General features: G+C 60.3%; 19 protein-coding genes. 11 read left to right on the forward strand and 8 right to left on the reverse strand.

Annotated features, from left to right (window positions below):
• Positions 1-14: 14 nt before the first annotated feature.
• The 6 genes from CLR77_RS00080 (at position 15) to CLR77_RS00105 (ending at position 8,600) form a co-directional block, all read left to right on the forward strand.
• Positions 15-1,631 (forward strand): acyl-CoA carboxylase subunit beta, encoded by a 1,617-nt coding sequence (locus CLR77_RS00080; RefSeq protein ID WP_097458561.1) that lies wholly within the window; start codon positions 15-17, stop codon positions 1,629-1,631.
• Positions 1,632-1,676: 45 nt separating this feature from the next.
• Positions 1,677-2,837, forward strand: a complete 1,161-nt coding sequence (atuD, locus tag CLR77_RS00085; protein ID WP_097458562.1) for a citronellyl-CoA dehydrogenase — start codon at positions 1,677-1,679, stop codon at positions 2,835-2,837.
• 4 nt (positions 2,838-2,841) lie between these two features.
• A complete protein-coding gene (locus tag CLR77_RS00090; protein ID WP_097458563.1) occupies positions 2,842-3,642 on the forward strand; it encodes an enoyl-CoA hydratase/isomerase family protein in 801 nt (266 codons plus the stop codon).
• Positions 3,643-3,884: 242 nt separating this feature from the next.
• Entirely contained in the window at positions 3,885-5,882 is a 1,998-nt protein-coding gene (locus CLR77_RS00095; RefSeq protein ID WP_097458564.1) for an acetyl/propionyl/methylcrotonyl-CoA carboxylase subunit alpha, read from the forward strand.
• Positions 5,879-6,721, forward strand: coding sequence for an SDR family oxidoreductase (locus CLR77_RS00100; RefSeq protein ID WP_227519753.1), 843 nt, complete (start codon positions 5,879-5,881; stop codon positions 6,719-6,721). The genes CLR77_RS00095 and CLR77_RS00100 overlap by 4 nt, the downstream gene beginning before the upstream one ends.
• Before the next feature lie 52 nt (positions 6,722-6,773).
• A complete protein-coding gene (locus CLR77_RS00105) occupies positions 6,774-8,600 on the forward strand; it encodes a long-chain-acyl-CoA synthetase (protein WP_097458565.1) in 1,827 nt (608 codons plus the stop codon).
• Positions 8,601-8,669: 69 nt separating this feature from the next.
• On the opposite strand, the gene CLR77_RS00110 is transcribed toward CLR77_RS00105, so the two are convergent.
• Together CLR77_RS00110 and CLR77_RS00115 are read right to left on the reverse strand one after the other, a co-directional pair.
• Complete coding sequence (locus CLR77_RS00110; RefSeq protein ID WP_097458566.1) at positions 8,670-9,647, reverse strand: NADPH:quinone oxidoreductase family protein; 978 nt, start codon at positions 9,645-9,647, stop codon at positions 8,670-8,672.
• Positions 9,648-9,775: 128 nt separating this feature from the next.
• A complete protein-coding gene (locus CLR77_RS00115; RefSeq protein WP_158227080.1) occupies positions 9,776-10,597 on the reverse strand; it encodes a CHAD domain-containing protein in 822 nt (273 codons plus the stop codon).
• Between the two features lie 326 nt (positions 10,598-10,923).
• Here CLR77_RS00115 and CLR77_RS00120 point away from each other — a divergent pair, with 326 nt between their 5' ends.
• The 4 genes from CLR77_RS00120 (at position 10,924) to CLR77_RS00135 (ending at position 14,485) form a co-directional block, all read left to right on the forward strand.
• A complete protein-coding gene (locus tag CLR77_RS00120; RefSeq protein WP_097458568.1) occupies positions 10,924-11,544 on the forward strand; it encodes a trimeric intracellular cation channel family protein in 621 nt (206 codons plus the stop codon).
• Positions 11,545-11,672: 128 nt separating this feature from the next.
• A complete protein-coding gene (locus CLR77_RS00125) occupies positions 11,673-12,215 on the forward strand; it encodes an adenine phosphoribosyltransferase (protein ID WP_097458569.1) in 543 nt (180 codons plus the stop codon).
• 205 nt (positions 12,216-12,420) lie between these two features.
• Positions 12,421-13,089, forward strand: a complete 669-nt coding sequence (locus tag CLR77_RS00130) for a fumarylacetoacetate hydrolase family protein (RefSeq protein ID WP_097458570.1) — start codon at positions 12,421-12,423, stop codon at positions 13,087-13,089.
• A 76-nt stretch (positions 13,090-13,165) separates the two neighbouring features.
• Positions 13,166-14,485 carry an ABC1 kinase family protein gene (locus tag CLR77_RS00135; RefSeq protein ID WP_097458571.1) on the forward strand — a complete coding sequence of 440 codons (1,320 nt, stop codon included), beginning with the start codon at positions 13,166-13,168 and terminating at the stop codon, positions 14,483-14,485.
• 221 nt (positions 14,486-14,706) lie between these two features.
• Here the strand turns inward: CLR77_RS00135 and CLR77_RS00140 are convergent, their stop codons facing one another.
• Positions 14,707-16,110: an FAD-binding oxidoreductase gene (locus CLR77_RS00140; protein ID WP_097458572.1), complete on the reverse strand. Its 1,404-nt coding sequence runs from the start codon at positions 16,108-16,110 to the stop codon at positions 14,707-14,709.
• A 185-nt stretch (positions 16,111-16,295) separates the two neighbouring features.
• Here CLR77_RS00140 and serA point away from each other — a divergent pair, with 185 nt between their 5' ends.
• The gene (gene serA / locus CLR77_RS00145; RefSeq protein ID WP_097458573.1) at positions 16,296-17,525 is read left to right on the forward strand and encodes a phosphoglycerate dehydrogenase; all 1,230 of its coding nucleotides are present in this window, start codon (positions 16,296-16,298) and stop codon (positions 17,523-17,525) included.
• Positions 17,526-17,673: 148 nt separating this feature from the next.
• Here the strand turns inward: serA and CLR77_RS00150 are convergent, their stop codons facing one another.
• The 5 genes from CLR77_RS00150 to CLR77_RS00170 all read right to left on the reverse strand — a co-directional run bounded on the left by CLR77_RS00150 (position 17,674) and on the right by CLR77_RS00170 (position 22,430).
• Positions 17,674-18,504: a phosphodiesterase gene (locus CLR77_RS00150; protein WP_097458574.1), complete on the reverse strand. Its 831-nt coding sequence runs from the start codon at positions 18,502-18,504 to the stop codon at positions 17,674-17,676.
• 60 nt (positions 18,505-18,564) lie between these two features.
• Complete coding sequence (locus CLR77_RS00155; protein WP_097458575.1) at positions 18,565-19,671, reverse strand: ABC transporter ATP-binding protein; 1,107 nt, start codon at positions 19,669-19,671, stop codon at positions 18,565-18,567.
• A 10-nt stretch (positions 19,672-19,681) separates the two neighbouring features.
• A complete protein-coding gene (locus CLR77_RS00160; RefSeq protein ID WP_097458576.1) occupies positions 19,682-20,509 on the reverse strand; it encodes an ABC transporter permease in 828 nt (275 codons plus the stop codon).
• A complete protein-coding gene (locus CLR77_RS00165) occupies positions 20,506-21,300 on the reverse strand; it encodes an ABC transporter permease (protein WP_097458577.1) in 795 nt (264 codons plus the stop codon). The genes CLR77_RS00160 and CLR77_RS00165 overlap by 4 nt, the downstream gene beginning before the upstream one ends.
• A 104-nt stretch (positions 21,301-21,404) precedes the next feature.
• Positions 21,405-22,430, reverse strand: coding sequence for an ABC transporter substrate-binding protein (locus CLR77_RS00170; RefSeq protein ID WP_097458578.1), 1,026 nt, complete (start codon positions 22,428-22,430; stop codon positions 21,405-21,407).
• Between the last annotated feature and the right edge of the window lie 12 nt (positions 22,431-22,442).

The raw sequence follows: 22,442 nt of genomic DNA on the forward strand, positions 1-22,442 counted from the left end.
AGCGAATCATTGCCATGCAAATACTCGAATCGACCCTGGCCGCCGGCTCCGACGAATTCCGCACCAACGCCGAGGCAATGCAGGTCCACATCGATGCCTTCCGGGCCGTGGAAACCAAGGTGCAGGAGAAAGCCGAAGAGGCCCGGGAGAAGTTTCACAAGCGGGATAAACTGCTGCCTCGCGAACGCATCGATCTGCTTCGCGACCGCGGGTCCGAGTTCCTGGAACTCTGTTCCCTGGCCGGCTACAAGATGCATGACGACAAGGACGGCAGCATGGCCGGCGGCGGTATCATCGCCGGTATCGGACGCATTTCCGGCATCCGCTGCCTGATCGTTGCCAGCAACAGCGCCATCAAGGGCGGCACTATCTCGCCCGCGGGTCTGGACAAGACCCTGCGCCTGCAGCAGATCGCCCTGGAGAACAAACTGCCGGTGGTCTCCCTGTCCGAGAGCGGCGGCGCCAACCTCAACTACGCCACGGATATCTTCGTGCAGGGCGCCCGCGGCTTTGCCAATCAGGCACGGCTCTCTGCCGCCGGCATTCCCCAGGTGACGGTGGTCCACGGCAACGCCACGGCAGGCGGTGCCTACCAGCCGGGTCTGTCGGATTATGTGATCGTCGTCCGCAACCGGGCCAAGCTGTTCCTGGCCGGTCCGCCCCTGCTCAAGGCCGCGACCGGCGAGGTCGCCACCGATGAAGAGTTGGGCGGCGCCGAGATGCACGCCCAAGTGGCCGGCACGGCTGAATATCTGGCGCAGAACGATGCCGACGGCATCCGCATGGCGCGGGAAATCCTCACGGCCCTGCCCTGGAACGAGTCGCTGCCGGTAGCGCCGGAACGCCACTGGGAAGAACCCCGCTATCCGGTCGAGGAACTGCTGGGCGTCGTGCCTGCCGATGCCAAGAAACCCTATGACGTGCGGGAGATTCTTGCCCGCATCGCCGACGGCTCCCGCTTCCTCGACTTCAAGCCGGAGTATGACAACCAGACCGTCTGTGGCTTTATCAAGCTGTACGGATACAGTGTCGGCATCATCGGCAACAACGGCCCGATCACCCCGGCCGGTGCCACCAAGGCCAGCCAGTTCATCCAGTTGTGCGAACAGTCCGGCACGCCGCTGCTGTTCCTGCACAACACCACCGGCTTTATGGTGGGCACCCATTCCGAACAGAACGGCATCATCAAACACGGCTCCAAGATGCTGCAGGCCGTGGCCAACTGCCGCGTGCCGAAAATCTCCATCGTCGTTGGCGGCTCCTACGGTGCGGGTAACTACGCCATGTGCGGACGCGGTCTCGATCCCCGCTTCATCTTCGCCTGGCCCAACAGCCGCACGGCTGTGATGGGCGCCGCCCAGGCCGGCAAGGTGATGCGCATCGTCGCCGAAGAGAAACAACGCAAAAACGGCATCGAGCCCGACCCCAAGACCCTGGATTTTCTCGAACAGGCCACCGCCAAGAAACTGGAAGACGGCTCCACCGCCCTCTTCGGCACGGCGCGCCTGTGGGACGACGGCCTGATCGATCCGCGCGACACCCGGCGGGTCGTCGGCATGGTGCTCGACATCTGTCATGAAGCGGAACGTCGGCCCCTGCGACCCAACACTTTCGGCGTGGCGCGTTTCTAGCATTGACGCTACCCCCCTTACGACACGAATGACGAGGAAAGGACCATGCTTTTCACCCAGGAACACAACGAACTGCGACGCACCGTACGCAACTTTGTCGAGACCGAAATCAATCCCCATGTCGAAGAATGGGAAAAGGCGGGGGAATACCCCATCCACGACCTGTTTCGCAAACTCGGCAAGCTGGGCCTGCTCGGCATTCACAAGCCGGAAGCCTATGGCGGTATGGGGCTGGATTACAGCTACAACCTGGTGGCCGCCGAAGAACTGGGCACCGCACTGTGCGGCGGTGTGCCCCTGTCCATCGGCGTTCAGACCGACATGTGCACACCCGCCATCGCCCGCTTCGGCTCAGACGAACTCAAACGGGAGTTCCTGGTGCCGGCCATCGCCGGGGAAATGGTCGGCTGCATCGGCGTTAGCGAGACCGGAGCCGGTTCCGACGTGGCGGGACTGAAAACCCACGCGCGCAAGGATGGCGACGACTACATCATCAACGGCAGCAAGATGTGGATCACCAACTCGCCCAAAGCCGATTTCATGTGCCTGCTGGCCAACACCTCCGACGACAAGCCGCACAAGAACAAGACACTGATCGTGGTGCCCATGAAAACCCCCGGAATTACCGTGGCGCCCCACCTCGACAAGCTGGGCATGCGCTCCTCGGAAACCGCGCAGGTGTTCTTCGACGACGTCCGCGTACCCCAGCGCAACCGCATCGGCGCCGAAGGCACCGGCTTCATGATGCAGATGATGCAGTTCCAGGAGGAACGCATGTGGGGCGCCGCCAACGTCATCAAGGCCCTGGAGAGTTGCGTCGAGCGCACCATCGAGTACTGCCGGGAGCGCAAGACCTTCGGCCAGGCGCTGATCGACAATCAGGTCATCCATTTCCGCATGGCCGAGCTGCAGACCGAAATTGAAGCCCTGCGCGCCCTCACCTATCAGGCCTGCGAACTGCATATCCAGGGCAAAGACGCCACCAAGCTCGCCTCCATGGCCAAGCTGAAAGCCGGGCGCCTGGGCCGCGAAGTGACCGACAGCTGTCTGCAGTACTGGGGTGGCATGGGCTTTATGTGGGACAACCCGCTGTCGCGCGCCTACCGCGATGTCCGACTGGTCTCCATCGGCGGCGGCGCCGACGAAATCATGCAGGGCATCATCTGCAAACTGATGGGCATTCTGCCAGGCAAACGCAAGGACTGAGACGATGACGGATTACACCACTTTGCTCGTCGCCACCGACGGGCCCGTACTGACCATCACACTGAACCGGCCGGACGCCCGCAATGCCATGAGCCTGGCCATGGTCGAGGAGCTGCAGTCGGTCTTCGACGATGCCGCGGCCAACGACGCCGTCCGTATGATCGTCCTTCGCGGCAGCCAGGGTACGTTTTGCGCCGGTGGCGATATCAAGGACATGGCCGGCGCGCGCAGTCAGCCGCCCGGGGAACATGGCGATCCCTTCTTTGCCCTCAATCGGGCCTTCGGACGCCTGATCCAACAGGTTGAGCGCTGCCCCAAGGTCGTGGTGGCGGCGTTGGAAGGGGCCGTGCTCGGCGGCGGCTTTGGCCTCGCCTGTGTGTCGGATATCGCCATTGCCCGCGACAACTGCCTGTTCGGCCTGCCGGAAACCAGCCTTGGCGTGATTCCCGCGCAGATTGCCCCATTTGTCGTCCAGCGTATCGGCCTCACCCAGGCCCGGCGCATCGCCCTGATGGGATTGCGCTTCGATGGTGAGGAAGCTTTCCGGCTCGGCGTGGTACATGAAGTCGTGCACAACGAGGAAGCCCTGAATCAGGCATTGCAGGCGGTGCTGACACAAATCCAACGCTGCGCCCCCAACGCCAACAGCGCCACCAAGGACCTGCTGCTGCGCGTCGGCCACGAGCCCATGGACGCCCTGTTGGACGATGCCGCCCGGGCGTTCGCTGAGGCCGTGCGGGGTCCGGAAGGGACGGAAGGCACCATGGCGTTCGTACAGAAGCGCAAGCCCAAGTGGGCGGAATGACGTCGAATCGGTAGGGCGCAATAACCGAAGGGCATTGCACCGCACGGGAATACCGCCCGAGAACGGGAGCGGCCCCTAGACGACGAAGTGATGGCGATGTGGCGTCAGCGCCCCTGGGATTGAACGTTGACTGCCGCCGTTTGGCGCAATGCCCTTCGGTTATTGCGCCCTACCAGCGGATGATCGGGAAGGCGACGGGAGATCCAACCGCCCCACGAACACGAAAAGAGCGAGACACAAACATGTTCAGCAAAATCCTGATAGCCAACCGGGGTGAGATCGCTGTCCGCGTCATGCGCACGGCCAGGGCCATGGGGTATCGCACTGTCGCCGTCTATAGCGAAGCCGACGCCGACGCACTCCATGTGCATGCCGCCGACGAAGCCGTCTGCATAGGACCGGCGCCGGTCGGCGAATCCTACCTGCGCGGCGAGGCGATTCTCGACGCGGCCCGCCGCACCGGCGCCGATGCCCTCCATCCCGGCTACGGTTTCCTGTCGGAAAATGCGGGTTTCGCCAAGGCCTGCGAGGAGGCTGGCATTGTCTTTATCGGCCCGCCCACCGGCGCCATCGAACTCATGGGCAGCAAACGCCTGTCCAAGATCGCCATGCAGGAGGCCGGCGTGCCGACGGTCCCCGGCTATCAGGGCGAGGAACAAAGTGACGAGCGTTTGATCGAGGAAGCCGCGCGTATCGGCTATCCCCTGATGATCAAAGCCTCAGCCGGAGGCGGTGGCCGCGGCATGCGTCTGGTGGCATCCCACGAGGCACTTCGTGACGAACTCAAACGTGCCCGTTCAGAAGCCCGCAATGCCTTTGGCAGCGACGAGCTGATTCTGGAGAGGGCCGTTATCGAGCCACGCCATATCGAAATCCAGGTCTTTGCCGACCAGCACGGAAACGCGGTCCATCTTGGCGAGCGCGACTGCTCCATCCAGCGGCGACACCAGAAGGTCGTCGAGGAAGCGCCATCGCCGTTCATGACGCCCGAGCTGCGCGAGCGCATGGGCGAAGCTGCCGTACGCGCCGCCCAGTCCTGCGGATACCGCGGCGCAGGTACCGTTGAATTCCTGGTCGATAGCAACAGGGATTTCTACTTTCTGGAAATGAATACCCGGCTGCAGGTGGAGCACCCCGTCACCGAGAGCATCACCGGCCAGGATCTGGTCGAGTGGCAGCTGCGCGTTGCGGCCGGTGAGCCGCTCCCGCTGAAACAGGATGAAATAGCGCTGGCAGGGCATGCAATCGAAGTCCGCCTCTATGCCGAAGACGCCACCCAACACTTCACGCCACAGACCGGTCCGGTTCTCGACTGGCGACCGGCGGCGGGCCAGGGTTTGCGCTACGACACCGGCATCCGTACCGGCGCAGTGGTCAGTCCCTTCTATGACCCCATGCTGGCCAAGGTGATTGCCACCGGCCGTACCCGGGAAGAGGCTCGCCGACGCCTGGCCATGGCATTGGAGGATTCGGTCCTGTTCGGCGTCACCACCAACCGCCATTTCCTGGCCCGTATCCTGCGCCACCCGGTCTTTATCGAAGGCGGTGCCACCACGGCTTTCCTGGACAGCCATTTCAGCGACGACGACAGCCTGCAGCCGGTGCCGCCCACCGACACCGCCCTCGCACTTGCCGCCGCGCTACAGGACCATCACGCCCACGGCAATCGCCCTCGGCACCCCGGCTGGAGCAACAGCCTTCCCAGCGCGAGTCCGTGTCGCCTGTCCTGGCAGGACAAGACCTATCCGCTGAAAGTGACGCCCTTCGCCAATCATTTCGACGTTGATCTCAACGGCCGGCAAGTGGCGCTGAAACTCCTGCACATGGATTCCGGCAGCTTGGCTTTCGAGGTCAATGGGGTTCGTCAGCGTTGCCAATATCACCGGGCTGGCGATCAATTATATTTGCAGCTCGACGGTCGGGTCTGGACCTTACGCGACCAGTCCCATGCACCGGCTACAGCGACCGATGCGGCTGGGAGCGGGCGCGTCGTCGCCAGCATGGACGGCGCCATTATCGATGTCCCGGTGACGTTAGGCGACCGGGTCACTCGCGGTCAGACCCTGGTGGTATTGGAGGCCATGAAGATGGAGCATCCCCTGAAAGCGGATGCGGACGGTGTTGTCACCGCCCTGCCGGCCCAGGTGGGCATGCAGGTGAAATTGCGCCAGTTGCTGGCAGAAATTCAGGTCGAAGCGATCGCCTCCCAGGACCCATCGCTCAAGGAGACTTCCACATGAGTATGGACACCTCAGAAAGAGACAACCGGGTCCTTTTCATCACCGGCGCCAGTCGCGGCATTGGCCGGGCCATCGCGCTGGCGGCGGCGCAGCGCGGCATGAGGATCGTCATTGCGGCCAAGTCGGTGGATCCGCATCCAAAGCTGCCCGGCACCATTTTCAGCGTCGCCCGGGAAATAGAAGCCCTGGGCGGCGAAGCGCTTGCCCTGCAGCTCGATGTCCGGGATGACGTCATGGTTGCCGACGTCATGCAGCAGGCTGCCGGGCATTTCGGCGGCATCGATATCCTGATCAACAATGCCGGAGCCATCAAACTGCAGGGCGTCGAGAAGCTGCCGGTCAAGCGTTACGACCTGATGCAATCGGTCAATGCCCGCGCAGTTTTTGTCTGCGCACAGGCGGCATTACCCTGGCTCAAGCAGTCGGCCAATGCCCAGATTCTCAGCCTGGCGCCGCCGATCAACCTGAACCCCAAATGGCTGGGCCCCTATGCGCCCTATACCTTGTCAAAATATGGCATGAGCCTGCTCAGCCTGGGCATGGCCGAAGAATTCCGCCGCTACGGTGTTGCCGTCAACACCCTCTGGCCGCAAACACTGATCGCTACCGCCGCGGTCGAGTTCGAGGCCGGCGGGCCCAACCTGCTGCCGCGCTCCCGCAAACCGGAGGTCATGGCGGACGCCGCCGTTGCCCTCATCAGCCGGCCGCGGATGCAAACCACCGGACAGTGCCTGATCGATGAGCAGGTCCTGCGGGAAGAAGGCCTCCAGGATCTCTCCCATTACCGTTACGAACCGGGCGATACGCCCCTGATGAACGACCTGTTCCTGGACGAATAACGACAAACACGATGCCCCGGACGCATCGACAGCAAATCCACGGATGCACCCTATGACAGATACGATTTCGACCCGAGATATCCTTCGCCAGTTGCCTGAAGTCTTCAGACGGGCGCCGGCGGTGGCCCGCGGTTATTACTATTACGCGATCAAGAACGACCGCAAGATCCTGTCACTGGGCACGCTGATCGAGCGCAATGCAGAACGCTACGGCGACCGTCCGGCCATTCTCTATGATGACCGCCGCATCACCTATGGGGAACTGAATGCCTGGGCCAACCGGATAGCGCACTTCTTCCGCACTCAGGGGCTGCAGAAAGGCGACCGCATCGCCATCCTGCTGGAGAATCGCCCGGAACTGCTGGCCGTATTGATCGGAGCCGCCAAGCTCGGTGTGGCCTGCGCCATGCTGAACACCTCACAGCGGGGTAAGGTTCTGGAGCACAGCATCAACCTGATCGAACCGCACATGATGGTGGTGGGTCAGGAGTTGCTGGACGCCTTTGACGGTGTCCGCAACCACGTAACGTTCGGCCACGCCAGCCCTCTGCTCTACCTGGCGGATACCGATACCCTGCAGGAGCCCGGTGAGGCACCCAAAGACTATGTGAACCTGGCAACGGCGATCAGCCAGTACAGCGACCAGAACCCCACGCTCACCGATCCGCCGCGCCTCGGTGAGACCGCTGTGTACCTCTTCACGTCCGGCACCACGGGGCTACCCAAGGCCGCACCCGGCAGTCATCGAAAATTCATCAAGGCCTATGGCGGCTTCGGCCTGATGTCGCTGGCCATGACGCCGGAAGACGTGATCTATGTGACGCTGCCCTTCTATCACGGCACGGCACTGCTGGTGTGTTGGGGGTCCGCCCTGGCCGGCGCATCCGCACTGGCCATGCGGCGCAAGTTCAGCGCCAGCGCCTTCTGGGACGACATCCGCAAATATCAGGCGACCTGTTTCGGTTATGTCGGCGAGCTCTGCCGCTACCTGCTCAGCCAGCCGGACAGCCCGAACGACCGGAATCACACGCTGCGCAAGATGATCGGCAACGGCCTGCGCCCTTCCATCTGGAAAGCCTTCAAGGATCGTTTCGGCATCGAACAGGTCGCCGAGCTTTATGCCTCCAGCGAAGGCAATATCGGTTTCAGCAACTTTCTCAACCTGGACAACACGGTTGGCTTTTCCACGGCGCCCTACGCCCTGGTGAAGTTCCATGAAGGCACGCGCGACCCGGTCCGCAACAGCAAGGGCCATATGGAAAAAGTGAAGTGCGGGGAGCCCGGCCTGCTGTTGGGGGAAATCACCCGTAAGTGGTCGTTTGAGGGTTATACCCAGAAGGACGCTACTGAGAAGTCCATTCTTCGCGATGTGTTCCGCAAGGGCGATGCCTGGTTCAACACCGGCGATGTCCTGCGAGAAATCGGTTTTCGCCATTTGCAGTTCGTTGACCGTATGGGCGATACGTACCGCTGGAAAGGTGAGAACGTCTCCACCACCGAAGTGGAGAACATCATCGATGGCAGCGGTGAGACCGAAGAAGCCATCGTCTACGGCGTCGAGGTGCCGAACACCAACGGCCGGGCCGGCATGGCCACCGTGGTGCCACTCGATGCCCACCGGGACATCGACATGCAGCGGTTATTCACCTATCTGGAGGAGAACCTGCCACCCTACGCGATACCACTGTTTATCCGGGTGACGGATGCCATTGAAAAGACCGGGACCTTTAAATACAAGAAAGCGGACCTGAAAGAACAGGCCTACCGCCTGAATAAAAGTGATGACAAGGTGTATGCGCGTCTACCGGGTACAAGGGGCTACACGCTGCTCGACGCGTCCATGGTCGAGCAGATTGATAACGGGGATTTTCGGTTTTGATGATGGGGTATGGGGGGATTTTTTGGGGATTCGCTTCCCCCTCTCCCCAGAGGGGCCTACCGCTGCACCTCAGCCCCCGACACGCAACACGATCTTCCCTTTAGCCTTCCGTCCCGTCAGCGCATTCAGCGCCTCCGCATACTGTTCGAACGCAAAGACCTGACTCACACGCGGATGGATCTTCTTCTCCGCATACAGCTGCAACAATTCCATCATATTCTGCACACTGGCCTTGGGATCCTTCATGGTGAAGCTGCCCCAGAATACGCCGACCACGCTACACCCCTTCAGTAACGGCAGGTTGGCGGGAATCTTCGGGATATCGCCGGCCGCGAAACCGATAATCAGGTGACGCCCTTCCCAGGCCATGCAACGCAGCGCCTGTTCGGTGAAGTCACCACCGACCGGGTCGTAAATCACATCCACGCCATTTTTGGCGAGTTTCTTGACGGCATCCTTGAGCGGCTCTTCGGTGTAGTTGATGAGCTCGTCAGCACCGGCTTCGCGGGCAACTTCCAGTTTCTCCGCAGAACTGGCCGCCGCAATCACATGAGCCCCCATGGCCTTGCCCAATTCAACCGCAGAGAGTCCAACGCCGCCACTGGCGCCCAACACCAGCAGCTTTTCTCCCGGCTGCAGGTTCGCACGCTGCTTGAGCGCGTGATAGGAGGTGCCGTACACCATCGTGAAGGCCGCCGCCTCTTCATCGCTCATGGCATCGGGTACCGGCAGAAGGTTGGCCTCCGCTACCACGACTTCTTCGGCAAAGGCGCCATAGCCGGTCAGACCCATCACCCGGTCGCCCGGCTTGTAACGGGTCACTTTTTCACCCACGTCCACGACTACACCAGCCATTTCGCCACCCGGCGAAAACGGCATGGGGGGTTTAATTTGATACTTGCCTTCGATAATGAGGGTGTCAGGAAAATTCAGGCCGGCCGCCTTCACGCGGATCTTTACACCGCTACCCTTGGCAACCGGTGAGGGCAACTCTTCGATCACCAGCCTCTCCGCCGGCCCGTATTCCTTGCACAGAATGGCTCGCATCACTCAATCCCCTTTTGCCGTCAATGGACAGTCCGCAAAAGAGAGACGCTAACCAGCGCCAGGCAATAACGCAAATGAATCCTGCTAATTACATCCCATTAGCAGGATGAATGGAGACGGCATCACACTCAGCCCTTGCCGTGCTTGAGGGGAGCTCCGAACGCACCGGCAATGTCGCGCGCCCGCTCAAGGATCTGCCCCCGATAGCGGTCTACATAATCCATGGCGAGCGCCTGTTTCGGCAAGGTTGAAGGTGCCTGATGCTCCAGCCAATGCAGCAGCACGGATGCGTCGTTCACCTGCCCCAGCGCTTCAGTAAACTCAACCAACTGTTGATGGAGCTGCCTGTCAGTATCGTTCCAACTGGCACGCACGACACGCAGGGCGTGCATCCAGTCCTTCGCCTGCTTCCGGACCTCGTGCAGACTGGCCCAGTCATCAGAACTCTGTGCCTCGGCCCAGTGCTTGAGGGTGTTATCAGCAAATCGCGCCAAACGGCGCTGGTAGAGTGAGCCGGCCTGGTCTACCGCCCACGCCGCCATCAATTGATCCTGTAACAGGCTGATCTGCACGGCCAGACTGTCCAGCTCACCGATCTCCCGCGCCACCGCGCTATGCTGATCCTCAAGCGCATCGGCAATGGTTTTGGCCACCCCCGCATCCACCTTATGCTCCCGGCAGACATCGGACCAGGTCTGGTAGATCACCTGGATATCCCGCGAAGCGGACAGCTTACGCCCAACGTCGCGACACAGCATAGATGCCGCCGACGCTACCCCACCCATTTCAGGCTTAACGATGCGCAAAACGGTCCGTGCCTGCTTCAGGGCCCGCCGGCTGGCATGTACACCGCGTACAGGGTCGTAATGAGCCCGCACCAGCCCCAGAATCGCCCGGTCGAGCTGCCTGCATAGGTATTTTCGAAGCTGGCGTTCACTTTTATCAGCCATGGCCTGCGTTCTCGACATTCACCGTACTGCCTATAATCCATCCCGGTTTCTATCATCGTTAACACCCATCCAGGTGCCGAATCATTGTCATGAAACGCTCAAGACGAAACCTTGATCTGGATTAGAGATTCAACCATTAACCCTGTTTTTATTAGGGTTTAATAGGCCAGCCGGCAGCGACCGCCACTCAATAGCAGGGAAGAGCGATTCATCGGCGGGAAACAGGTGAAATTTCGATCAAAACCCGGTATGCTCGCGCCCCGTTTTGGGTCAAAGGCTAACGCCTCTCCGACGACCTCGTATCCTCAGGCTCTCGCAGGTTGATCATGCCTCATACACTCTATCTCTTGCAGATCATCGGCACCGTCGCTTTCGCCCTTTCCGGCATGATCGCCGCAAAATCCAAGGACATGGATCCTGTAGGGGTTTACACGATTGCCTTCATTACGGCACTCGGCGGCGGTACACTGCGCGACCTGATCCTGAACAACCATCCGCTGTACTGGATCCAGCATCAGGAAATGCCCATCCTGATTCTGGTGATGGCGGTGGCGTTCAGCTACATCAAACCGCTTTCCTCGCGGATACGCGAATCCACCATTGTGGTCCCGGATGCCATCGGGCTGGGCATTTTCACGATTCTCGGCGCCCAGTTGGCGCTGGATATGGGGAACTCGCTGTTCATTGCCTCGTTGCTCGGGGTGATTACCGGCACCTTCGGCGGTGCACTGCGCGATACCCTGTGCAACGAAGTCCCGTTTATTTTCCGCAAGGACCAGGTCTACGCCTCAGTGGCGTTTGCCGGCTGCTGGTTCTATTTCCTCTGTGACCGCTTGCTGCCCAGCCATAATGCAGCCGTGATTCTGGGCTTGCTGTTTATTGCCGGTTTCCGTCTGCTGGCCGTCCGCTTCGACATCCGGCTGCAACGCCAGGCATCCACCTACTGAACGACTCCCCCCGGCGAAACCGGGCAACACCGGTTTCGCCTGATATCATGACAGAGACATCGACACATCACGCTGTGCCCCGCCGACAGAGCGCACAACGTGCACGACAAGAGATCAGGTAGAAGACCGTGGACTATTTCTCCGAGACGATCAAACAAGCGATTCGCACCGTTCCCGACTGGCCCAAGAAAGGCGTCATGTTCCGTGACATCACAACGGTGCTGCAGAACCGGACAACCTTCCGCAAACTGATCGATGCCTTCGTACATCGCTACCACGGTGCCGATATCGACGCGATTGCCGCCGTTGACGCACGGGGTTTCATTATCGGATCGGCACTGGCCTATGAGCTGAATGCCAGCTTCGTACCGGTGCGCAAAAAGGGCAAGCTCCCCTTCGACACCCTGGTCGAGGACTATGAGCTCGAATACGGCACAGCCTCCGTGGAGCTTCACAAAGACGCCTTCAAATCCGGTGACCGCGTCATTCTGGTGGACGACCTCATTGCCACCGGTGGCACCATGCTCGCGGCCGCCCGCCTGATTCGGCGGATCGGCGCCGAGATCGTCGAGGTGGCCGCCATGATAGATCTGCCGGACCTTGGCGGCTCCAAACGCCTACGCGAGGAAGGACTGCAGGTCTACACGGTTTGCGCTTTCGAAGGCGAATGAGCCGGCATGAGCGGCCAGCCTTGCAGGAAGGGTTGGCCCGGTGCGATACGGACTTTAGTCGAGTTGCGCCCCACGTTCGGCAGCTTCTACACTCAAAAATCGAGCGGCCGGCATCCGTAGTCAATCCCGGCGGCCTTGGCTGCCGGGGTTCATCGCCCCGTATACCCGCTCTCGCATATCGTCATCGACGCAGGATGGAGTTTCCATGAGCCCGTACTCCCATCATTTTACCGACGGCACCGCCTTTCCCTTCCCGCTGGGCAAGATCGTCTGCGTCGGTCGCAACTACGCGGAACACGCCCGCGAACTGAACAATCCCGTGCCAACCACCCCGATCCTGTTCATCAAACCCGCCACGGCAGCGGTGCCGATGGAACAGTCCATCGAGTTGCCCGCCGGTGCCGGGAATGTCCATTACGAGACAGAACTGAGCATTCTGATCGGCGCGCGACTCAGTCATGCCAGGGCAGAAGACGTTATGCCGGCGATTGCCGGATACGGACTGGCCCTTGACCTGACCCTGCGCGACCTGCAGTCGCAACTCAAGGAAAAAGGCCATCCCTGGGAAATCGCCAAGTCCTTCGACGGCGCCTGCCCACTATCCCCCTTCCTTCGCGCCGAAGCCCTGCCGATGGCGGACGACTGGCAGTTCAGCCTGCGGGTCGACGGGGAACTGCGTCAGGAAGGCCATACCCAGGAAATGCTGACGCCGATCATTCCCTTGATCGTGTATATGAGTCAGCATTTCACTCTGCAGCCGGGTGACGTTATCCTGACCGGAACACCGAAAGGTGTTGGAAAGCTCGAACAGGGCCAGCAGTTGGAGCTGGAACTGGAAGATCGCCTGCACATTGCCACTCGCGTGGCAAGCTGAGGCCCGGCCGCACTCGCTGCAGGGGCTCCGGCGGTTGCGGACGCCCCACTCGTCTCTGTCTGGCGTAGAACGCAGTATGGCCAAGAAACCCGTAACATCACGGACCGGCCGGTTTATCCGGCTGGCCGGCATGACCGCTTCCGTCGCCAGCCGCTACGCCGGCGAGCGAGCCCGCCAATTCCTCAGCGGTAGTGAGGACGAAGCCCGTCGATCCGCCAACTACACCCGAATGGCCGAACAGATCGCCGATACCCTGGGCGATCTCAAGGGCGCGGTGATGAAAGTGGGCCAGATCGCTTCACAGACCCAGGATTTCCTGCCCAAGGAGTTTTCCGACGCCCTCCAGCGCCTGCAAAAAGAAGCGCCGCCGATGCCGTTCGACGTCATCGTCGAGCAGATCGAGCGCGAATTGGGCAAGCCGGTATCGGCCCTGTTCAAGCATCTGGAAGAGGAACCTTACGCCGCGGCATCCATCGGTCAGGTTCATCGCGGCGTGACCCGAAAAGGCGAGCAGGTCATCGTCAAGGTGCAGTATCCGGGCGTTGACGAGTCATGCGACTCGGACCTGAAACAACTCCGCCTGGCGCTGAAACTTGGCGGACTGATCAAACTGCCCAAGGAAAGCGTCGACCTGCTCTTCGGCGAAATCCGCGCCCGCCTGCGCGAGGAACTCGATTACGAGAACGAAGCACGCAACATCAAGCTGTTCCGCGACTTCCACAAGAGCGACACCGGCCTCATCATCCCTGCCGTCTACGAGAAGCTTTCCTCTCGCCGCGTGCTGACCCTGGAACTGGTCGAAGGCGACCACATCAGCCAACTCACGCCGGACCGCTATGACCAGGCCACCATCAATCGCATCGGCCAGCATCTGTTCAAGACCATGGCCGATCAATTGTTCCGTTTCCAATGCATTCACGGCGACCCCCACGCGGGCAACTTCGCCTTCCGCCCGGACGGCACCGTGATCCTTTATGATTTCGGCTGTGTGAAAAAGCTCAAACCCGAGGTGGTCGAAGCCTATCGAAATGCCGTGATATCCGCGATCAACGAGGATTATGCGGCACTGGACCGCTACCTGATCGACCTGGGAGCCCGGGTCGAGGATAAACCGCCTGTGGACGAAGCCTATTACGCCATGTGGCGGGACATCTTCATCCGGCCGTTCGCCAACCGTAGCGAACCCTACGATTTCGCCGAGTCCACCCTGCATAAGGACGTCGCCCGCAAGACAGCGACGGTTTTCAAGTATCTGGATTATTTCAAGCCGCCGGTGGAAAGCATCTTCATCGACCGCATGATCGCAGGTCATTACTGGATGCTGAAGCGACTGGGCGTGCAGGCGGCGTTTCGGGATCAGCTGGAGCAGTATTTAAAGACTGCGGACGCGGCTTGAGCGTTATCCCGAAAAGCGGCACAAGCCTGTAGGGCGCAATAACCAGAGGGCATTGCACCGCGTGAGAAACCACATATGCCGCATGGCAGAATGCACGACGACGGACCGACGCATCACCACTGATGGAGCCGGTCCCAGGCGTTTACCGTCAGGTTCGGCGCAATGCCCTCTGGTTATTGCGCCCTCCCCTTAATCAAGGCCCAAGCGAGCGGCTTGAAGCCTCAAACGTCCAGCAGCTTGCCGGGATTCATAATCCCGTTGGGATCGAATACCTGCTTGATCGCCTTCAGGTAGCCAATCTCCGCCTCGGAGCGGGTATAGCCAAGATAGGGTTTCTTGATCATACCCACGCCATGCTCAGCGGAGATGCTGCCGCGGTGACGTTCGACGATCTCGAACACCCACTTGTTGACCTTCTCGCATTTGCGGAAAAAGTCTTCCTTGTCCATATCCTCGGGCTTGAGAATATTCAGGTGAACATTGCCGTCGCCGATATGGCCAAACCAGATGATCTCGAAATCCGGATAGTGCTCTGAGACCACGGCATCGATTTCCTTGAGGAAGCCCGGCACCTTGGAGACGACGACAGAGATGTCATTCTTGTAAGGGGTGCGCGGTGCGATCGATTCCGACACCCGCTCACGGAGCTGCCAGAGGTTCTTCGCCTGTGTCTCGCTCTGGCTGATGACACCGTCCAGCACCCAGCCTTCCTCGACACAGAGTTCGAACGCCGCCATGGCGTCATCGACCTGCTGCTCAGACAGCGCTTCAAACTCCAGCAGCGCATAGAACGGCGCCTCGGTGTCGAACGGCGGCTGGATATCGCTGTGGGCGCGGACATGATTCATGGCCTGATGGGAGAAAAACTCGTAGGCGGTCAGATCCAATTTTTCCTGGAATGCCTTGAGCACGTCCATGGTATTGGTGATATCTGCCAGACCGAGCACCAGTACCCGCAGGTCCATCGGCTGGCGGGTCAGCTTCATGGTCGCTTCCGTAATGAAGCCCAGCGTGCCCTCGGCCCCGATGAACAGGTGACGCAGGTCGTAGCCGCTGTTGTTCTTTTCGAGATCCTTGTTCAGCTCCAGGATGTCGCCCTTACCGGTAACCACGGTCAGGCCCGCCACCCAGTCGCGGCTCATGCCATAACGGATAACCTTGATACCGCCGGCGTTGGTCGACAGGTTGCCACCCAGTTGGCTTGAACCGGAAGAGGCGAAGTCCACCGGATAGAACAGCCCCTGCTCTTCGGCGAACTGTTGCAGTTGCTGGGTCACGACGCCGGCCTGACAGACAACGGTGCGGTCGTTGGCATTGAAATCGAGCACCTTGTTCATGGCATCGAACGCCACCACGATCTCGCCGTTGGCAGCGACAGCACCGGCACTAAGACCGGTACGTCCACCCGAGGGAACCAGCCCGATACCGTGCTCGTTGGCAAACAGGACGATCGCCTGCACCTCTTCCGTGGTTTTCGGCAGCACGATAGCCAGCGGGTTGGGCTCATACACCTTGGTCCAGTCCTTGCCGTAGGTCTGGAGATCGTCGGGGTCGGTCAGCACCTTGCCGCTGGGCACCCGTTCACGCAACGCCTGAATGATCTCTTCGGGGGTTTTGGCCGTCATGCAATAGTCCGTGGTCGTCAATTTATAGGGTAAATTACGCGCCGATACGCGGCTCAAAGCGAAAGCAGGAGACCGGCTGCGAAATGGGCTGAATATGGTATCATACCGCCCCTATTCTGTTGATCCCGTCCGGGCTCAACAGCAAGGAGACTCCATAACCGACGCGATGACAGGTCACACAACCCATGGCACAAACCTCTCTCGAAAAAGCCAAGATCAAGTTCCTGCTGCTGGAAGGGGTGCACCAGTCCGCCGTAGATACGCTTAATGCCGCGGGCTACACCAATATCGAGTACATCAGCCACTCGCTCCCGGAAGACGAACTGATCGAGAAGATCGCCGACGCGCACTTCATCGGCATTCGCTCCCGCACCCAACTGACCGAGCAGGTTTTCGAAGCTGCACGCAAGCTGGTCGCCGTGGGCTGTTTCTGCATCGGAACCAACCAGGTGGACCTGCAGGCCGCAACGCGCCGGGGCATCGCCGTCTTTAACGCGCCTTATTCCAACACCCGTAGCGTTGCCGAACTGGTGCTGGCTCAAGCGATCCTGCTGTTGCGCGGCATTCCGGAAAAGAATGCCAAGGCCCACCTCGGCGTCTGGCAGAAGTCTGCCAAGAACAGCTACGAGATCCGCGGCAAGAAACTGGGCATCATCGGTTATGGCAGCATCGGCACCCAGTTCAGTGTCCTGGCAGAGTCCCTGGGGATGCAGGTCTATTTCTACGACGTCGTCTCCAAGCTGCCCCTGGGCAATGCCACGCAGGTCAGTTCACTGAAAGAACTGCTGGCTATCTCTGACATCGTCAGCCTGCATGTGCCGGCGACACCGGCGACCAAGTACATGTTCGGACAGGAACAGTTCGACCAGATGAAGCCAGGCAGCATTCTGATGAATGCGTCCCGCGGCACCGTCGTGGAAATCGATGCCCTGGTGGAAACCCTGAAGAGCGGCAAGCTGCTGGGGGCGGCCATCGACGTCTTCCCGGTCGAGCCCAAGTCGAACGACGAAGAGTTCGTTTCTCCTCTGCGGGAATTCGACAATGTCATCCTGACACCCCACATCGGTGGCAGCACCATGGAAGCGCAGGAAAACATCGGTGTGGAAGTTGGCGAGAAGCTGGCCACGTATAGCGACAACGGTACGTCCGTCTCTTCGGTGAACTTCCCGGAAGTGGCCCTGCCGTCGCACCCGAACAATCACCGCCTGCTGCACATCCACGAAAACGTGCCGGGCGTGATGTCCGAAATCAACAAGGTGTTCTCCGACAACGGTATCAACATCTGCAGCCAGTACCTGCAAACCAACGACAAGATCGGTTATGTGGTGATCGACGTCGACAAGGCGTACAGCGAACTGGCCCAGGAAAAACTGAAGTCGGTCAAGGGCACCATTCGCTGCCGGGTTCTGTTCTAGAAGAAACCGGTCTCGAGATGACTGCCGGGGAGGGCCTTAAGGGCCTTCTCCGGTAGTTGCGTCTTCCAGTGGTTGTCTACTACAGCACCGCGCAGGAATCCCTCCTAAACCCGTTCCCACCGAATCCCTTTGTCGTCGCCGACGACATTCAATCAATCAGACCATTCTCGTCGTAAAACGGATAGGGCCCGTCAAACGCCTCGATCATGCCGAGATGGCTGATCATCGCCTGTTCCGGCGTCCAGCAATGCAGCAGGTATCCCGGCGGCTCCATCACGAAGCAGGCCGCTGCGTCCGGATTGAGATCCAGCGCCACCTGATGTGCCGTCCCCGGGCAACAGCATACGATACTCCCGCCAAAACGCTGCTGGATACTGCGATGCAGATGCCCACACAGCACCCGCTCCACCTGGGTGTGCTTCCGAATGACGGCGGCCAGTGCGTCACTGTTCAATAACCGCTGCACATCCATGTGCCCGATACCGCTGACGAACGGGGGATGATGGAGCATCACCAGCGTTGGCTTGTCCGGCTGCTCCGCCAGGCGCTCGTCAAGCCATGACAGGCGGCGGTGGCACAACTCCCCGTGGGATTGTCCCGGGACCGTTGAATCCAGCCCGATGAGGCGCACAGGATAGTCGTCGATACACCATTGCACGAATTCCGGATCCCTGTGCAAGTGGAGCAACTCAGGAAAGGCCTGCCGCAAGGCCTGACGGTCGTCGTGATTGCCGGGAATCAGGTAATACGGCATATCCAGCGCCGCCAGCGCCGCTTTCAAGGTGGCATACTCGTCGGCGCGGCCGAAATCCACCAGGTCGCCGGTAATCACCACCACGTCTGGACGGGGCTGCAGGCTATTCAACCGATCTATGGTGCGTTGCAGAGCGGCCAGGGTGTCCACCCGGCGGTAGGACAGGCGGCCGCCGGCCTTGATATGAAGGTCGCTGATCTGGGCGATAAGAAAAGAGGTGGTCATGGAGATCCCATCAAAGGTTCAGGGCTAAAGGGAGAATGTTGCCAATCAGGAAGACCGGCGCTATTGGGCATCGGCGATGCTGAACAGGGCCTCTTCCGCGATACTGAGTCCGATGGTTTGCCCCGGCAGCCATTGCTCCCGGCTCGGGCTTTCCACCTGGAGCGGCGTTTCCGCGCCGGTATCCACGAACAGGCGCTGACTCTGTCCGAGGAAAAAGGTCTGCAGCACACGTCCGGTGATGGCCGCCTGCGTGACGGGACAGACTTCGATATCCTCGGGCCTGCAGTAGAGGACGGAAGCCCCGTGATAGCGAGCCACCGAAAGTCGCCCGCCCGCCACCATGAGCTGCCCCTCTTCGGCTCCCTTAATCTCCAGGCGGTTCACGCTCCCGATGAAATCCGCAACAAAAGCGCTACCGGGATGATGATAGATTTCACGCGGCGTCCCCAGTTGTGCGATGCGGCCATTCTCCATCACAGCGATACGATCTCCCAGCGCCATGGCTTCCGCCTGGTCATGCGTCACATAGACCGAGGTGATACCCAGGCTGCGCAGCAACTGCCCGATATCGACCCGCAACCGGTCACGTAATTTGGCGTCCAACGCCGCCAGGGGTTCATCGAACAGCAGGACCCGCGGCCTGACCGCCAGCGCCCGCGCCAGTGCCACGCGTTGCTTTTGTCCACCGGATAACTCATGGACCGGGCGCCGTTCCAGGCCGTTAAGGTGAACCATATCGACCATTTCCCCCACCCGGCGACGGATATCGTCGGGTGAAAGCCCCCTGATCCGCAGGCCATAGGCGATATTGGCCTCGACGTTCATATTCGGGAATAGTGCATAGTTCTGGAATACCATGCCGACATCGCGCTTTTCGATCGGCAGTTGGGTGACGTCCTCCTCACCGAACCAGACCTGGCCACCGATATCCGGCTGTTCGAGGCCACTGATAATACGCAGCGTCGTGGTCTTGCCGCATCCTGATGGTCCCAGCAGCACCAGGGTTTCTCCCGGCTCGACATCGAGGTCAAGCGGCTGAAGCGCAACATGGGGCGCATGACTGCCGCGAGTCCCCGGAAAGGTCCTGCCACAATGGCGCAAACGCAGACTGATCGGCGCCGTCGCAGGGCGGTTGCTGTTTTCATTTCGCACGATATTCGTAGCCATAGTCATTCCGTCAGCTCACCCGGGCAGATGCCTTGCGGGTCATCACTTGTCCCAACCACTGCACAACGATCAGAAACGGCAGGATCATCATGAGAAAAATCAGGGTATAGGCCGAACCGACCTCCAATCGCATGGAAGCGTAGCTATCGGCCAGGCCTACCGGTAACGTCTTGGTCAGGGGCGTGTGCAGCATCCAGGTGATATTGAACTCGCCGACCGAGAGCGTCAGCACCATCAGAGCCCCGGCCAAAATGCCGCTGGTGCAGTTCGGCAGGACAACGGACAGGAACCGCTGGACAGGCCGGGCGCCCAGACTGGAGGCCGCCTCTTCCAGCTTCACCACGTTGATCGACTGCATCACTGCCAACACCGGGCGAATCATGAACGGCAGGGTAAACAGCACGTGCCCGACCAGAATGAACAACCAGCTGCTCCGGAAGCCGCGGAAACCGCCGTAGGCCAGCAACAAAGCCAGCGCCGTAGCCAGGCCCGGCACAGCAACCGGCATCAGCAACAACTCCTCGACCAGCGAAGCCCAGCGCTTCTGACTCTTGAGCAACCCATAGGCCGCCGGAATCCCCAACACCAGGGTCACCCCGAGACAGGACAGGGCCAGGTAGATGGAAAGCCAGATGCTTTGCGCGTATAGGTTCCAGACCTCCACCAGCCAGCGCGTGGTCAGCCCGCTGCTCAGGCCAACGAAATAGTTCTCCGTGAGCCCGGCCGTAACCGACATAACGACGGGTACGATCATAAAAAGACAGATCAGCAGGGTGAACGCGAGCTGCCAGTAGAACATGCCTCGCCGTCCATTCCGCCGCACCGATGCCGTCGTCATGCGCCTCCTCCCACATACTCTCCTGAAAGGCGCCTGGCGAAGAACAGCGATATCCAGGTCACGAGCCCCAGGATGACCGAGAGCGCCGCCGCCATGGCAAAGTTGGCGTAATTGGTGAACTCGCCATATATCGCGATGGGAACGACATTGATCCGAGTTCCCAGCGTAAAGACGGTCCCGAAAGCCCCCATGCTGGTGGCAAAACAGATCGCGCCCGTTGAAATCAAGGCCGGACGAATGGCCGGGATAATCACATCAACCACGACCTGGCGCGTATTCGCCCCCAGGGAGCGGGCCGCCTCTTCGAGGCTGGTATCCATTTTTTCGCAGGCAGCCATCACGGTCATGATGACCCGGGGAATCGAGAAATAGAGGTAACCGACAAAAAGCCCCGTCAGGGAGTAGGCAAAGGTCCAGCGCTCACCTGTAGCCCAAAGGCTGAGCTGTGCCAGCGCACCCTGGCGACCGCCCAGCATGATCACGAGAAAGCCGACAACCACCCCGGGAAACGCCAACGGGAAGGTCAGCATGGAGAGCAGCCAGCTTTTCCCCGGAAATTGATGGCGCGCCAGGAAATAACCGCAAAACCCGGCGATCAGCACCGCCGACACCGATACGGCGATAGACAGCAATAAGGTCGACATCAGGCTGCTCAGGTACTGCTCGTGGGTCAGTACCATCCAATAGCCCGCAATACCGGTGTTATTGTCCGGCCCAGCGCCCATGACAATCAGACGCACGAACGGCAACAGCCAGAAAGCCAGGAAAAAGCCCAGCGCGGGTGCCAACATCCAACTCCAACCGCGCAGGCGCCGCCGCCCTTTCGGTACAGAACGTCCCTCAAAGACAGCCCCGGAACGGGGCTGCCTCCTGCTTTCCCGTCTGTCCGGAGACATTAACGGACCTCAGACAGATAGCGAGCCGCAAAAGCCTTCTGCACGGCCGCCATATGGGAATAGTTGACCGTCTTGGCCCGAGCGTAGTCGGAAGCCGGCAGGAAGTGGGACTGAGCCTCTTTGGAGATCGCGCTGGCGCGAACCGGTCGCAGGAAGGCATTGGCCCAGATCGCCTGCCCCTTGTCCGACAGCACGTAATCCAACACTTTCTTACCCGCAGCGGGGTGAGGGCCGTTCTTCACCAGACTCATTACATAGGGCACCTGAACCGTTCCTTCCTTGGGGATCACGAAGGCGACGTTGGCGTGGTCCTTGTACTTGGCCCGATAAGCGTTGAAGTCATAGTCCAGCAGGATCGGGATCTCGCCGGACAGCACACGGGCGTAGGCCGTCTGTTTCGGCACTATAGGATCGTTGGCTTCGAGTTTCTTGAAGTAGTTGATGGCTGGCGTGAAGTTATCGAGTGTTCCGCCTTTGGCCAGGTTGACCGCCACGGCCCCGACATAGCCGACAAAGGCACTGGACGGGTCAAGGTAGCCGATCATGCCTTTGTACTCAGGCTTCAGCAGGTCATCCCAGGACTGGGGAATCGGCTTCCCGCCGAGGGCGTCCACATTGACCATAAACCCCAGGGTACCGGAATGGATGGCAAACCAGTGACCGGCAGGATCTTTCAAGCCGGCCGGGATTTCATTCCAGTGCCTGGGTTTATAGGCCGCCACAACGCCGGCTTTCTGCGCCTGGATGCCGAAGGTCACACCGTAATAGACCACGTCGGCGACAGGGTTGTCCTTCTCGGCAACCAGCTGCGCCAGCGACTGCCCGGAGTTCTTGTTGTCCTGGGGAATGGTAATACCCAGATCCCGCTTGATGGCCTTCAATTCAGTGCCCCAATCGGCCCATTCGGGAGGACAGTTGTAACAGGTCGCGGCGTCAGCGGACTGCGCCTGGGCATGACCTGCGAAACAGGCGGCGACGAACAGCAGCGGCGAGGCAAACTGGCGCAGCCATGATGACTTCTTCATAATATCTCCTGC

The sequence above is a fragment of the Mangrovitalea sediminis genome (genome assembly GCF_002514725.1).
In the GTDB taxonomy this organism is placed as follows: domain Bacteria; phylum Pseudomonadota; class Gammaproteobacteria; order Pseudomonadales; family Oleiphilaceae; genus Mangrovitalea; species Mangrovitalea sediminis.